The following is a 14,331-nucleotide window of genomic DNA, read 5'->3' as shown; positions in this document are numbered from 1 at the left end:
GGCGAGGAGCCTCCGCCCCGAACCCGTTTTGGTCCAGCGGCGCTGACGCGTTAGCCTGGTCCGATGTGTGTGCTGGCGGCCGGGTGTCGCCCCGGTTTCGCACGCACCAGCAATCACCTCTCGGAAGGACCCGGAGAGACATGCCTCCCAAGAAGAAGAAGGTCACGGGGCTTATCAAGCTCCAGATCAACGCCGGTGCGGCCAACCCGGCGCCGCCGGTCGGCCCCGCGCTGGGCCAGCACGGCGTCAACATCATGGAGTTCTGCAAGGCCTACAACGCTGCGACCGAGTCGCAGCGCGGCATGATCGTGCCGGTGGAGATCACGGTCTACGAGGACCGTTCCTTCACCTTCATCACGAAGACGCCGCCGGCCGCGCGCCTCATCCTGAAGGCCGCGGGTGTCGACAAGGGCTCCAGCGAGCCGCACAAGACCAAGGTCGCCAAGCTCACCAGCGCCCAGGTCCGCGACATCGCCACGACCAAGATGCCCGACCTGAACGCCAACGACCTGGACGCCGCGGAGAAGATCATCGCCGGCACCGCCCGGTCGATGGGCATCACCGTCGAGGGCTGAGTTCCCTTCTCGTCCCCTGTGGTAGGGCCCGCGCAGGCCCGTGACACCACAACTCCATTCATCATTCAGGAGCAGCCATGAAGCGCAGCAAGGCCCTGAAGGCCGCGGACGCCCAGGTCGACCGCGAGCGCCTTTACGCCCCCCTCGAGGCCGTCCGCCTCGCCAAGGCGACCAGCACCACCAAGTTCGACGGCACCGTCGAGGTCGCCATGCGTCTGGGCGTCGACCCGCGCAAGGCCGACCAGATGGTCCGCAGCACCGTGATCCTCCCGCACGGCACCGGTAAGACCGCTCGGGTCCTGGTCTTCGCGACCGGCGAGCGTGCCGAGGCCGCGCGTGCTGCGGGCGCCGACATCGTCGGCTCCGACGAGCTCATCGACGAGGTCGCCAAGGGCCGCCTCGACTTCGACGCCGTCGTCGCCACCCCGGACCTCATGGGCAAGGTCGGCCGCCTCGGCCGCGTGCTCGGTCCCCGTGGCCTGATGCCGAACCCGAAGACCGGCACCGTGACCCCGGACGTGGCCAAGGCCGTGAACGAGATCAAGGGCGGCAAGATCGAGTTCCGCGTCGACAAGCACTCGAACCTGCACTTCATCATCGGTAAGGCCTCCTTCACCGACGAGCAGCTGGTCGAGAACTACGCCGCCGCGCTGGACGAGGTGCTCCGCGCCAAGCCGTCCGCCGCCAAGGGCCGCTACATCAAGAAGACCGCGTTCTCGACCACCATGGGCCCCGGCGTCCTGGTGGACCCGAACCGCACCCGCAACCTCCTCGCCGAGGAGGACCCGGCCGCGGTCTGAGCCCCAGTGCTCTAGAGCAGTCCGTACGACGGGCCCGTACCCCCTTCACCGGGGGTGCGGGCCCGCCGTCGTTCCCGGGGAAGGAGCCGGTACGGGGCCCGGCGCGGGCCGGTCGGGCCGACGGGCCGCAACGGTTGCCGGATCGGGACACCGGCGGATGGGAACGACGGGCCGAACCGTCGTACGCTCTGCCGGTCAGACCATGTGGAGCACCTGTGACCGCCGGAGTGTGCCGTGCTGCCCGCCCCTCGCCCCACCGTTCTCGTGGCGGCCCTGCTGCTGCTCACCACCACCGGGTGCAGCCTGCTGGCCGTCCCGACCACCCGCACCCCCGGGGGCCCCGCGCCGGTGCCGCCCAAGCAGGTGGTGCTCTCGGCCGCGCAGGGGCTGGACGACGCCGGCGGCGCCCGGATCGACGTGGTCCAGGAGGGCCCGGCCGGCCGGCGCACCGCGAGCGGCTCCCTGGTCTGGGGCGCCGCGGACGAGGCCGGGCTGGCCGTCACCGACGAGCTGGGCACCGGACGGCTGACCGTGAAGGACGGCGCGCTCGACCTCGTCTACCAGGGCGGCGCGGCCAAGCACGCGGAGCGGAGCACCGCCGAGTCGGTCGACCCCGCGGCGGGCCCCGACCCGGAGGGCTTCGCGGGCGGCTGGACGACCGCGCTGATCACCAACCCGGGCAGCCGGGCGTACGAGGTCGCGCAGGGCGTCAAGCTCACCTCGCTCGGCGGCGAGCAGCTGGCCGGGGTGACCGTGGCGCACTACCGGGGCTCCGCGCCGGTGGCCGAACTGTTCGGCAAGGACGACGAGTTGAGCCCGCAGCGGCGGGCCGCCACGCTGGACTGGTACCAGCGGCACGGGGTGACGGCGATCGGCTACGACGTCTGGGTCGGCCCCGGCATGCAGCTGCTGCGGCTGCGCGAGACGGTCCGGGGGAGCGCGGGAACCACGGTCACCACGACCGATGTCTCGGCTCCCGGAGCGGCGGACGCGACGCCCGCCGCCGGCGGGTGACGGGGGAGCGGATATCCGGCGCGTGGGGCTTCCGGCGATCCGTTAGAGTCCGGATGAGAAACGCATGAGAAGAGCTGACAATCAGCTCTTCGAGGGGGGAAGTCATGGCTGGAACCCGCAAGGCCGCCGTCACCGTCGTCCTCGCCGCCCTGGCGCTGACCGCGACCGCGTGCGACAACGACAAGTCGGCGGACAAGAACGCCGCCCCGGCCGCGCCGACCACGGCCGCCGCCCCGGCCACCCCGTCGGCCGCCGCCCCGACCGGCGCGAAGCCGGAGAAGGTCAGCCCGGCGGTCTTCCTGGAGCAGGTCACCCAGAAGACCGGTGCGGCCAAGTCGGCGAAGGTCGACGAGCTGATCCAGGTCGGCGAGATCACCGTGAAGGGCCAGGGCGCGCTGTCCTGGGCCGACGGCCTGGAGGCCGACCTCGCGATGGACCTGTCGGGCTCCCCGCTGGGCAAGGTCCTGGCGCCGATCACCGGCGGGCCGAAGGCGCACTACCTGTACACCAAGGACGCGGTGTTCCTGGGCCTCGGCGGGGAGCTGCTGCAGAACAGCGGCCCGCGCTGGGTGCGCTACACCATGGCCGACATGGCCAAGGCCTCCGGCGGTGCGACCGACCAGCTGCAGAGCGCGGACCCGGTGCAGGGCGTCCGGACGCTGATCGCCGGCGGCAAGGTCACCGAGGTCGGCCCGGAGACGGTGAACGGCAAGGCGACCACCCACTACTCCGGCGTGATCAGCGCCGCGGACCTGGCCATCGCCTCCACCCAGGGCATCACCCAGGCGCAGGCCGACCGGATCAAGAAGGGCCTGGACGCGGCCGGCATCGCCAGCGAGCAGGTCGACGTCTGGGTCGACGCCGACAAGCTCGTGGTCAAGCGGACCGAGCAGGCCGAGAGCAAGGTCGGCGCGGTGAACGTCTCCGTCAGCTACTCGGACTACGGCACCCCGGTGATCGCCGCCACCCCGGTGGACTACATCGACCTCGCCGACCTCCAGAAGGCCGCCGCCGGCAGCTGATCCCCGCCGTCCCGGACCGGAGCCCCGGCGCCGGTCCGGGCTCGGCCGACCCGGTGGACCCGCCCGCCCGAGGGGGGCCGCCACCGGGCCGGTCGGAGACGGGTGGCAAGGTGGCCGGAACGGGGCCGCCGTCGGACGGGGGCGGGCGAGAGGGGAACGGACGATGGCGGCACGGCAGCGCTTGGCGGCGGTGGCCGTCGTCGCCCTGCTGACCAGCGGGCTGAGCGGGTGCGGCGGGGGCGGGGAGACGTCCGCCACGCCGTCCGGCAGCCCGAGCCTGAGCAGCGCCTCGCCGTCCACCGCCTCCCCGAGCGCCCAGGCCAAGCCCACCGACCGCTCGCCGCACGGGGTGCTGCTCTCCGCCCAGCTGGCCATGCAGACCGCCCGCCGGGCCAAGGTCAGCTACCGGCTCGGCCCGGACGCCGGGTCCGGCCCGCTGTTCTGGCAGCCCAAGACCGCGCTCCAGATCAAGCGCTCCACCCCCGCCGAGGCCGAGCAGCTGATCGTCGTGGACACCGTCGCCTACCAGGGCGGGGACGCCGCCACCGCGGCCAGGCAGGGCGGCCGGCACTGGGAGCGCTTCACCGTCCCGCCGGACGCGGACGGCCACAAGGAGGTCCCGTACGCCGGGCTGATCGACCTGCTGAACCCGGTCGAGGCGCTGACCGCGGCCACCGCCGAGGGGACGGACCCGGTCTTCGTCGGCGAGGAGAAGTTCGAGGACTCGACCGTCGAGCACTACCGGGTCGCCACCACCGCCGAGAAGTACGCGGCCGCCCAGGCCCAGCTGACCGCGGCCCGCCGGGACGGCCTGCGGGCCGCGCTCTCGCCCGGCGGCTCGGCCTCGCTCACCCTGGACCTCTGGCTCAACGACAAGGACCAGCTGGTCCGGCTCCAGCGGACCGGCACCGGGGACAGCGGCCGGCAGGACGACTCGGTGCTCTACACCGACCTCGCCGGGGCGCTGCTCTCGGCGCAGGCCCCGGCCGAGTCGGACACCGTGGACACCGGCGTCCGGACGGTCTCCCCGCTGGCCCGCTGAGCCGACGGCCCGTTGAACCGCCGGACCGTGCCGCGGCGACCCCGGGGGATGCCCCGTCCGAGGGCGATTTGCACCTGGTGAGGGGCTCCGGTTACTGTTGCCGAAGCCAAAGACCGCTGGTTGTCGCCGCGCCCGTCAGGGATCGGTGGCCGAAGGATCTGCGCTTCGTCGCAGGCAGCCCGCGCAGGTGTGTCTGGAGCTTCGACTTCCGGGTCCGCGTTCGCGCGATCGCCCGTCGAGGTCGTCACGAGCCCCGTGCGCCTGCGCACCGGGGCTCATTGCGTTTTCGCAGGAGCTTTCCTTCCCTCCAGTCGGTCCGCGGCGACCCAGGTCGACTTTTGCGGTCGGCCCGACTTCGACATCACGGAAGGAGGCGTAAGCCTATGGCCAGGCCCGACAAGGCTGCCGCCGTCGCCGAGATCACGGACAAGTTCCGTGGCTCCTCCGCGGCGCTGCTGACCGAGTACCGCGGTCTCTCGGTGAAGCAGGTCAAGACCCTGCGTCGCTCGCTCGGCGACAACGCCGAGTACGCCGTGGTGAAGAACACGCTGACCAAGATTGCGGCCAATGAGGTCGGGATCACGGAGCTCGACGACCTGTTCAACGGTCCGACGGCTGTCGCCTTCGTCACCGGTGACCCGGTGGAGTCGGCGAAGGCTCTGCGTGACTTCGCCAAGGAGAACCCCGCTCTCATCATCAAGGGCGGTGTCCTTGACGGTAAGGCGCTGTCCGCCGATGAGATCAAGAAGCTCGCGGACCTCGAGTCCCGCGAGGTGCTGCTCGCCAAGCTGGCGGGTGCCCTGAAGGCCAAGCAGTCCCAGGCTGCCGCGCTCTTCCAGGCCCTGCCGTCGAAGCTCGTCCGCACTGTGGACGCGCTGCGCGACAAGGTCGAGCAGGGCGGTGCCGGTACGCCGGCTCCCGCCGCCGAGGACGCGGCCGCCGAGTAATTCGGCAGGCTCACGCCTCGCTGCGGGCCCGTGCCCGCCCAACCCGTACATACGGCACCACCTGCCGATTTAGTGGAAGGACGCCATCATGGCGAAGCTGACCCAGGACGAGCTGCTCGCGCAGTTCGAGGAGCTCACCCTCATCGAGCTCGCTGCCTTCGTGAAGGCCTTCGAGGAGAAGTTCGACGTCACCGCTGCCGCCCCGGTCGCCGTTGCCGCCGCCGGTGGCCCGGCCGCCGTTGAGGCCGTCGAGGAGCAGGACGAGTTCGACGTCATCCTCGATGGTGCCGGCGACAAGAAGATCCAGGTCATCAAGGAGGTGCGCACCCTGACCTCCCTCGGCCTGAAGGAGGCCAAGGACCTCGTTGACACCGCTGGTGCCAAGGTCCTGGAGAAGGTTGCCAAGGACGTTGCCGAGAAGGCCAAGGCCGCCCTCGAGGGTGCCGGCGCCAAGGTCACCGTCAAGTGACTTCTCGCCCCCTCTGAGGGGGCCTGAAGCCGGGCCGATCACCCTTGCGGGTGGTCGGCCCGGCTTTTTCGCGTTCCCGGGCCCCTGGGCCGGGCGCGGGGCCCCGTTCCGCCGCCCCCGGCCGGCCCGGTCCACCGGTGTGGCCGAACGCCCACTCGGCACCGTCGGTGCCGGACGGTATGGTGATCACCGTCGTCGAGGGCGGCCCCACCACGGCTTCTGTAACGCCGAGGGGGTCGCGGTCGATAGACCGGTCGAGGCCCGCACCGTCGGCGGGCCCTTGACGAACCCGGCGGGGCGCGCGATTCTCAAGGCGCGAGTCCGCCCGGTTGGTCCGCTACTGGATGCATAACCAGTGGCTCCGGCGGGAAATGACTCCACGTGAGTTAGAGCAGTACCCGGTGGGCGTCCGCGCTCGCCGGCTACCGGGAGGAGTCTCCGATTCGGTCTCCGAATCAGAGCTGGACAGCAGTGTGGCCATTGGCTACACTGTCCCTTTGCGCTGCCTGTTAGCTGCTCCGTGACTCGTCGCCCGGAGTTTGCGTTGCCCTGAAGGGGTCTGGCATCGCCTCCGCAAAGCGGCTCTGACCTGGGACTTCGATCCCGGCGGAGGCCAGTGGCGAGGAGGCGGGACCAAGCCCGTGAAGGCCCGGCTGGTACGCGCGTAGTGAGCTCCGAGCCCTCGGAAGGACCCCCCTCTTGGCCGCGCCGCGCAACGCCTCGAACAATTCCGCCGCATCCACCGCCCCGCTCCGCGTCTCGTTCGCGAAGATCAAGGAGCCCCTCGAGGTCCCCAACCTCCTGGCCCTGCAGACCGAGAGCTTTGACTGGCTGCTCGGCAACGCGGCCTGGAAGTCCCGGGTCGAGGCGGCCCTGGAGAGTGGTCAGGACGTCCCCACGAAGTCCGGTCTGGAGGAGATCTTCGAGGAGATCTCCCCGATCGAGGACTTCAGCGGGTCGATGTCGCTGACCTTCCGCGACCACCGTTTCGAGCCGCCGAAGAACTCCATTGACGAGTGCAAGGACCGCGACTTCACGTTCGCGGCCCCGCTCTTCGTCACCGCCGAGTTCACCAACAACGAGACCGGTGAGATCAAGTCTCAGACGGTCTTCATGGGCGACTTCCCGCTCATGACCCACAAGGGCACGTTCGTGATCAACGGCACCGAGCGTGTCGTCGTGTCGCAGCTGGTCCGCTCCCCGGGTGTGTACTTCGACTCCACCCTGGACAAGGTGTCCGACAAGGACATCTACTCCTGCAAGGTCATCCCCTCGCGTGGTGCCTGGCTGGAGATGGAGATCGACAAGCGCGACATGGTCGGCGTCCGCATCGACCGCAAGCGCAAGCAGTCCGTCACCGTGCTGCTCAAGGCGCTCGGCTGGACCAACGAGATGATTCTCGAGGAGTTCGGCGAGTACGAGTCGATGCGCGCCACCCTGGAGAAGGACCACACCCAGGGCCAGGACGACGCGCTGCTGGACATCTACCGCAAGCTGCGCCCGGGCGAGCCGCCCACGCGCGAGGCCGCGCAGACGCTTCTGGAGAACCTCTACTTCAACCCGAAGCGCTACGACCTCGCGAAGGTCGGCCGTTACAAGGTCAACCGCAAGCTGGGCAACGCCGAGTCGCTGGACTCCGGCGTGCTCACCGAGCCCGACATCATCGGTGCGATCAAGTACCTGGTGAAGCTGCACGCGGGCGAGACCGAGTGGCGTGACGACGAGGGCCGCGACATCGTGGTCGAGGTCGACGACATCGACCACTTCGGCAACCGCCGCCTGCGCAACGTCGGCGAGCTCATCCAGAACCAGGTCCGTACGGGTCTCGCCCGTATGGAGCGCGTCGTGCGCGAGCGCATGACCACCCAGGACGTCGAGGCGATCACGCCGCAGACCCTGATCAACATCCGGCCGGTCGTCGCCTCCATCAAGGAGTTCTTCGGCACCAGCCAGCTGTCGCAGTTCATGGACCAGACGAACCCGCTGTCGGGCCTGACCCACAAGCGTCGTCTGTCCGCGCTCGGCCCCGGCGGTCTCTCCCGTGAGCGCGCCGGCTTCGAGGTCCGTGACGTGCACCCCTCGCACTACGGCCGCATGTGTCCGATCGAGACGCCCGAAGGCCCGAACATCGGTCTGATCGGCTCGCTGGCCTCGTACGGCCGGGTCAACGCGTTCGGCTTCATCGAGACGCCGTACCGCAAGGTCGTCGACGGTGTGGTCACCGAGAAGGTCGACTACCTGACGGCCGACGAGGAGGACCGCTACGTCATCGCCCAGGCGAACGCCCCGCTGACCGCGGACCTGCACTTCGCCGAGCCGCGTGTCCTGGTCCGCCGCCGTGGCGGCGAGATCGACTACATCCCGGGCTCCGAGATCGACTACATGGACGTCTCGCCGCGCCAGATGGTGTCGGTCGCGACCGCCATGATCCCGTTCCTCGAGCACGACGACGCCAACCGCGCGCTCATGGGCTCGAACATGATGCGCCAGGCGGTGCCGCTGCTGAAGAGCGAGGCCCCGCTGGTCGGTACCGGCATGGAGTACCGCTGCGCCGTCGACGCCGCGGACGTCATCACCGCCGAGAAGGCCGGTGTCGTCCAGGAGGTCTCGGCCGACTACGTCACCGTGGCCAACGACGACGGCACGTACACCACGTACCGCGCCGCCAAGTTCACCCGCTCCAACCAGGGCACCGCCTTCAACCAGAAGGTGCTCGTGGACGAGGGCGCCCGGGTCGAGGTCAACCAGGTGCTGGCCGACGGCCCGTGCACCGACGAGGGCGAGATGGCCCTCGGCAAGAACCTGCTCGTGGCGTTCATGTCGTGGGAGGGTCACAACTACGAGGACGCGATCATCCTGTCGCAGCGCCTCGTGCAGGACGACGTCCTCTCCTCGATCCACATCGAGGAGCACGAGGTCGACGCCCGTGACACCAAGCTCGGCCCCGAGGAGATCACCCGGGACATCCCGAACGTCTCCGAGGAGGTCCTGGCCGACCTCGACGAGCGCGGCATCATCCGCATCGGCGCCGACGTCGTCACCGGCGACATCCTGGTCGGCAAGGTCACGCCCAAGGGCGAGACCGAGCTGACCCCGGAGGAGCGCCTGCTCCGCGCGATCTTCGGCGAGAAGGCCCGTGAGGTCCGCGACACCTCGCTGAAGGTGCCGCACGGTGAGTCCGGCAAGGTCATCGGCGTCCGCGTCTTCGACCGCGAAGAGGGCGACGAGCTGCCCCCGGGCGTCAACCAGCTGGTCCGCGTCTACGTGGCCCAGAAGCGCAAGATCACCAACGGTGACAAGCTCGCCGGCCGTCACGGCAACAAGGGCGTCATCTCGAAGATCCTGCCGGTCGAGGACATGCCGTTCCTGGAGGACGGCACCCCGGTCGACATCATCCTCAACCCGCTGGGTGTCCCGTCCCGAATGAACCCGGGACAGGTCCTGGAGATCCACCTCGGGTGGCTCGCCAAGCAGGGCTGGGACGTCTCCGGCCTCGCCGACGAGTGGGCCCAGCGCCTCCAGGCGATCGGCGCCGACACGGTCGAGGGCGGCACCAACCTCGCCACCCCGGTCTTCGACGGCGCCCGCGAGGACGAGATCACCGGCCTGCTGGACAACACCACCCTCACCCGTGACGGTGAGCGCCTGGTGAACTCCACCGGCAAGGCCCGGCTGTTCGACGGCCGCTCCGGCGAGCCGTTCCCGATGCCGGTCTCGGTCGGCTACATGTACATCCTCAAGCTGCACCACCTGGTCGACGACAAGCTGCACGCCCGCTCGACCGGTCCGTACTCGATGATCACCCAGCAGCCGCTCGGTGGTAAGGCGCAGTTCGGTGGTCAGCGCTTCGGTGAGATGGAGGTGTGGGCCCTCGAGGCGTACGGCGCCGCCTACGCGCTCCAGGAGCTGCTCACCATCAAGTCCGACGACGTCCTCGGCCGCGTGAAGGTCTACGAGGCCATCGTCAAGGGCGAGAACATCCCCGAGCCCGGCATTCCCGAGTCCTTCAAGGTCCTCATCAAGGAAATGCAGTCGCTCTGCCTCAACGTGGAGGTGCTGTCCTCGGACGGCCAGTCCATCGAGATGCGGGACTCCGACGAGGACGTGTTCCGCGCCGCCGAGGAGCTCGGCATCGACCTGTCCCGGCGCGAGCCCAGCAGCGTCGAAGAGGTCTGACGGAGGTTGGGCCGGCCGCAGCAGCGGCCGGCCCGCCCCCAGGCCCCCCTCAGACCACATGAACGACTCTCGACTTACGAAAGAGGGCTTGACGACCAGTGCTTGACGTCAACTTCTTCGACGAGCTCCGCATCGGCCTGGCCACCGCCGACGACATCCGCCAGTGGTCGCACGGCGAGGTCAAGAAGCCGGAGACCATCAACTACCGCACCCTGAAGCCGGAAAAGGACGGGCTCTTCTGCGAGAAGATCTTCGGCCCCACCCGGGACTGGGAGTGCTACTGCGGTAAGTACAAGCGCGTCCGCTTCAAGGGCATCATCTGCGAGCGCTGCGGCGTCGAGGTGACCCGCGCCAAGGTGCGCCGTGAGCGGATGGGCCACATCGAGCTGGCCGCCCCGGTCACCCACATCTGGTACTTCAAGGGCGTGCCGTCCCGCCTGGGCTACCTGCTGGACCTGGCGCCGAAGGACCTCGAGAAGGTCATCTACTTCGCCGCCTACATGATCACCTGGGTCGACGACGAGCGCCGCCAGCGCGACCTGCCGTCCCTGGAGGCGCACGTCTCGGTCGAGCGCCAGCAGATCGAGAACCGCCGCGACTCCGACCTCGAGGCCCGCGCCAAGAAGGCCGAGACCGACCTGGCCGAGCTGGAGGCCGAGGGCGCCAAGGCCGACGTGCGCCGCAAGGTGCGCGAGGGCGCCGAGCGCGAGATGAAGCAGCTGCGCGACCGCGCGCAGCGCGAGCTCGACCGCCTCGACGAGGTGTGGGCCCGCTTCAAGAACCTCAAGGTCCAGGACCTCGAGGGCGACGAGCTGCTCTACCGCGAGCTGCGCGACCGCTTCGGCACCTACTTCTCCGGCTCGATGGGCGCGGCGGCCCTCAAGGACCGCCTCGAGACCTTCGACCTGGCGGAGGAGTCCGAGCGCCTGCGCGAGATCATCCGCACCGGCAAGGGCCAGAAGAAGACCCGTGCGCTCAAGCGCCTCAAGGTCGTCTCCGCGTTCCTGCAGACCACCAACAAGCCCAACGGCATGGTGCTGGACTGCGTCCCGGTCATCCCGCCGGACCTGCGTCCGATGGTGCAGCTGGACGGTGGCCGCTTCGCGACCTCCGACCTGAACGACCTGTACCGCCGCGTCATCAACCGCAACAACCGCCTGAAGCGCCTGCTCGACCTCGGTGCCCCCGAGATCATCGTGAACAACGAGAAGCGCATGCTCCAGGAGGCCGTCGACGCGCTGTTCGACAACGGCCGCCGCGGCCGTCCGGTCACCGGCCCGGGCAACCGCCCGCTGAAGTCCCTCAGCGACATGCTGAAGGGCAAGCAGGGTCGTTTCCGTCAGAACCTCCTCGGCAAGCGAGTCGACTACTCGGCCCGTTCGGTCATCGTCGTCGGCCCGCAGCTCAAGCTGCACCAGTGCGGTCTGCCGAAGGCCATGGCGCTGGAGCTCTTCAAGCCGTTCGTGATGAAGCGCCTGGTGGACCTGAACCACGCGCAGAACATCAAGTCGGCCAAGCGCATGGTCGAGCGCGCCCGTCCGGTCGTGTGGGACGTCCTCGAAGAGGTCATCGCCGAGCACCCGGTCCTGCTGAACCGTGCGCCCACCCTGCACCGCCTCGGCATCCAGGCCTTCGAGCCGCAGCTGGTCGAGGGCAAGGCCATCCAGATCCACCCGCTCGTCTGCACCGCGTTCAACGCGGACTTCGACGGTGACCAGATGGCCGTCCACCTGCCGCTCTCCGCGGAGGCGCAGGCCGAGGCCCGCATCCTGATGCTGTCCTCGAACAACATCCTGAAGCCGGCCGACGGTCGCCCCGTCACCATGCCGACCCAGGACATGGTGCTCGGTCTGTTCTTCCTGACCTCGGACCGCGACAACGTGAAGGGCGCCGGCCGCACCTTCTCGTCGACCGCCGAGGCGATCATGGCCTTCGACGCCCGCGACCTGGACGTCCAGGCCCCGATCGAGCTGCGCCTGCCGGCCGGCACCGTCCCGCCGCGCGGCTGGACCCCGCCGGTGGACGAGGAGGGCCAGTCCGGCTGGTTCGACGGCGAGCCGTTCCGCCTGACCACCACCCTGGGCCGCGCGCTCTTCAACGAGCTGCTGCCCGAGGACTACCCGTTCGTCGACTACGAGGTGGGCAAGAAGCAGCTCTCCGCGATCGTCAACGACCTGGCGGAGCGCTACCCCAAGGTCGTCGTCGCGGCGACGCTGGACAACCTGAAGGCGGCCGGCTTCCACTGGTCGACCCGCTCGGGTGTCACCGTCTCGATCTCGGACGTCGTCGTCCCGCCGAACAAGCCCCAGATCCTGGAGGGCTACGAGGCGAAGGCGGAGAAGGTCCAGCGTCAGTACGAGCGCGGCCTGATCACCAACGACGAGCGCAAGCAGGAGCTCATCGGCATCTGGACCCAGGCGACCAACGAGGTCGCCGAGGCCATGAACGAGAACTTCCCGAAGACGAACCCCATCTTCATGATGGTCGACTCGGGTGCTCGTGGAAACATGATGCAGATGCGCCAGATCGCCGGTATGCGTGGTCTGGTGTCGAACGCCAAGAACGAGACCATCCCGCGACCCATCAAGGCGTCGTTCCGTGAGGGTCTGTCCGTGCTGGAGTACTTCATCTCCACCCACGGTGCCCGTAAGGGTCTGGCCGACACCGCCCTCCGTACCGCCGACTCCGGCTACCTCACCCGTCGTCTGGTCGACGTCTCCCAGGACGTCATCATTCGCGAGGAGGACTGCGGCACCGAGCGCGGCCTGAAGCTGGCGATCGGCTCCGTGGGCCCGGACGGCGTGCTGCGCAAGGCCGACGACGTCGAGACCAGCGTCTACGCCCGCATGCTGGCCGAGGACATCACGGTGGACGGCAAGCTCCTCGCCACCGCCAACACGGACCTCGGCGACGTCCTGATCGACGAGCTGATCCGCCACGGCATCGGCGAGGTCAAGACCCGCTCGATCCTGACCTGTGAGTCGGCCGTCGGCACCTGCGCCATGTGCTACGGGCGCTCGCTGGCCACCGGCAAGCTGGTCGACATCGGTGAGGCGGTCGGCATCATCGCCGCCCAGTCCATCGGTGAGCCCGGTACCCAGCTGACCATGCGTACCTTCCACACCGGTGGTGTGGCCGGTGACGACATCACCCAGGGTCTGCCGCGTGTCGTCGAGCTCTTCGAGGCCCGTACCCCCAAGGGTGTGGCCCCGATCTCGGAGGCGCAGGGCCGGGTCCGCATCGAGGACACCGAGAAGACCCGCAAGCTGGTCGTCACCCCGGACGACGGCAGCGACGAGATCGCCTACCCGGTCTCGAAGCGCGTGAAGCTGCTGGTCAGCGAGGGCGAGGCGGTCGAGGTCGGCCAGAAGCTGACCATGGGTGCCACCAACCCGCACGACGTCCTGCGCATCATGGGCCAGCGTGCCGTCCAGGTCCACCTGGTCGCCGAGGTCCAGAAGGTCTACAACTCGCAGGGTGTGTCGATCCACGACAAGCACATCGAGATCATCATCCGGCAGATGCTCCGCCGCGTGACGATCATCGAGTCGGGCGACGCCGAGCTGCTGCCCGGCGAGCTGGTCGAGCGCGGTCGCTTCGAGCAGGAGAACCGCCGCGTCGTCGCCGAGGGCGGTCACCCCGCCTCCGGCCGTCCGCAGCTGATGGGTATCACCAAGGCCTCGCTGGCCACCGAGTCCTGGCTGTCGGCCGCCTCCTTCCAGGAGACGACCCGGGTCCTCACCGACGCGGCGATCCACGCCAAGTCGGACCCGCTGCTGGGCCTCAAGGAGAACGTCATCCTCGGTAAGCTCATCCCGGCCGGTACGGGTCTGCCCCGCTACCGCAACATCCGGGTCGAGCCGACCGAGGAGGCCAAGGCCGCGATGTACTCGGCCGTCGGCTACGACGACTACGACCTGTCGCCCTTCGGCGCCGGCTCCGGCCAGGCGGTCCCGCTGGACGACTACGACTACGGCCCGTACACCGGCTGAGTCGCGCGTCACTGACGCAGGGCGGTCACCCCTCACGGGGTGGCCGCCCTGCGGCGTTCCCGGGGGCCGTCAGGGGCCTTCGGGGCGGGCCGGGCAGCCGGACCCGCCGGGGGCGGCGGGGAGCCTTCAGGGGGCGGACGGAAGCCGATTAGGTCATTCGGCGGAAGTCGCGTAGAGTCGTGTTTACCGACGCGGGGTGGAGCAGCTCGGTAGCTCGCTGGGCTCATAACCCAGAGGTCGCAGGTTCAAATCCTGTCCCCGCTACAAAGAAGAAGGGCCCGGAGGCATCAAGCC

The 14,331-nt window shown here is 69.4% G+C and carries 9 protein-coding genes and 1 tRNA gene; all 10 read left to right on the top strand.

Annotated features, from left to right (window positions below):
- Positions 1–140: 140 nt before the first annotated feature.
- The 10 genes from rplK to ACFRQN_RS35565 all read left to right on the top strand — a co-directional run bounded on the left by rplK (position 141) and on the right by ACFRQN_RS35565 (position 14,301).
- Positions 141–575, top strand: coding sequence for a 50S ribosomal protein L11 (rplK, locus tag ACFRQN_RS35610; protein ID WP_049651984.1), 435 nt, complete (start codon positions 141–143; stop codon positions 573–575).
- Positions 576–652: 77 nt separating this feature from the next.
- A complete protein-coding gene (rplA, locus tag ACFRQN_RS35605; protein WP_049651983.1) occupies positions 653–1,375 on the top strand; it encodes a 50S ribosomal protein L1 in 723 nt (240 codons plus the stop codon).
- 234 nt (positions 1,376–1,609) lie between these two features.
- Positions 1,610–2,389 carry a hypothetical protein gene (locus ACFRQN_RS35600; protein WP_049651982.1) on the top strand — a complete coding sequence of 260 codons (780 nt, stop codon included), beginning with the start codon at positions 1,610–1,612 and terminating at the stop codon, positions 2,387–2,389.
- A gap of 104 nt (positions 2,390–2,493) precedes the next feature.
- On the top strand, positions 2,494–3,411 hold the full coding sequence (locus tag ACFRQN_RS35595) for a hypothetical protein (RefSeq protein ID WP_380744643.1): 918 nt from the start codon (positions 2,494–2,496) through the stop codon (positions 3,409–3,411).
- A 163-nt stretch (positions 3,412–3,574) separates the two neighbouring features.
- The gene (locus tag ACFRQN_RS35590) at positions 3,575–4,453 is read left to right on the top strand and encodes a hypothetical protein (RefSeq protein ID WP_049651980.1); all 879 of its coding nucleotides are present in this window, start codon (positions 3,575–3,577) and stop codon (positions 4,451–4,453) included.
- Between the two features lie 383 nt (positions 4,454–4,836).
- Entirely contained in the window at positions 4,837–5,400 is a 564-nt protein-coding gene (gene rplJ, locus ACFRQN_RS35585; protein WP_045693068.1) for a 50S ribosomal protein L10, read from the top strand.
- Positions 5,401–5,485: 85 nt separating this feature from the next.
- Positions 5,486–5,869: a 50S ribosomal protein L7/L12 gene (rplL, locus tag ACFRQN_RS35580; protein WP_198959424.1), complete on the top strand. Its 384-nt coding sequence runs from the start codon at positions 5,486–5,488 to the stop codon at positions 5,867–5,869.
- A gap of 699 nt (positions 5,870–6,568) precedes the next feature.
- Entirely contained in the window at positions 6,569–10,045 is a 3,477-nt protein-coding gene (rpoB, locus tag ACFRQN_RS35575) for a DNA-directed RNA polymerase subunit beta (RefSeq protein WP_074003975.1), read from the top strand.
- A 98-nt stretch (positions 10,046–10,143) separates the two neighbouring features.
- Positions 10,144–14,037 carry a DNA-directed RNA polymerase subunit beta' gene (locus tag ACFRQN_RS35570; protein ID WP_074003974.1) on the top strand — a complete coding sequence of 1,298 codons (3,894 nt, stop codon included), beginning with the start codon at positions 10,144–10,146 and terminating at the stop codon, positions 14,035–14,037.
- A 190-nt stretch (positions 14,038–14,227) separates the two neighbouring features.
- Positions 14,228–14,301 (top strand) — tRNA-Met (locus ACFRQN_RS35565).
- Positions 14,302–14,331: the final 30 nt, after the last annotated feature.

The sequence above is a fragment of the Kitasatospora sp. NPDC056800 genome (assembly GCF_042789775.1).
Taxonomy (GTDB): domain Bacteria; phylum Actinomycetota; class Actinomycetes; order Streptomycetales; family Streptomycetaceae; genus Kitasatospora.
Note: the sequence above shows the minus strand (reverse complement) of the source record. Positions and strands in the feature narration are given on the sequence as shown.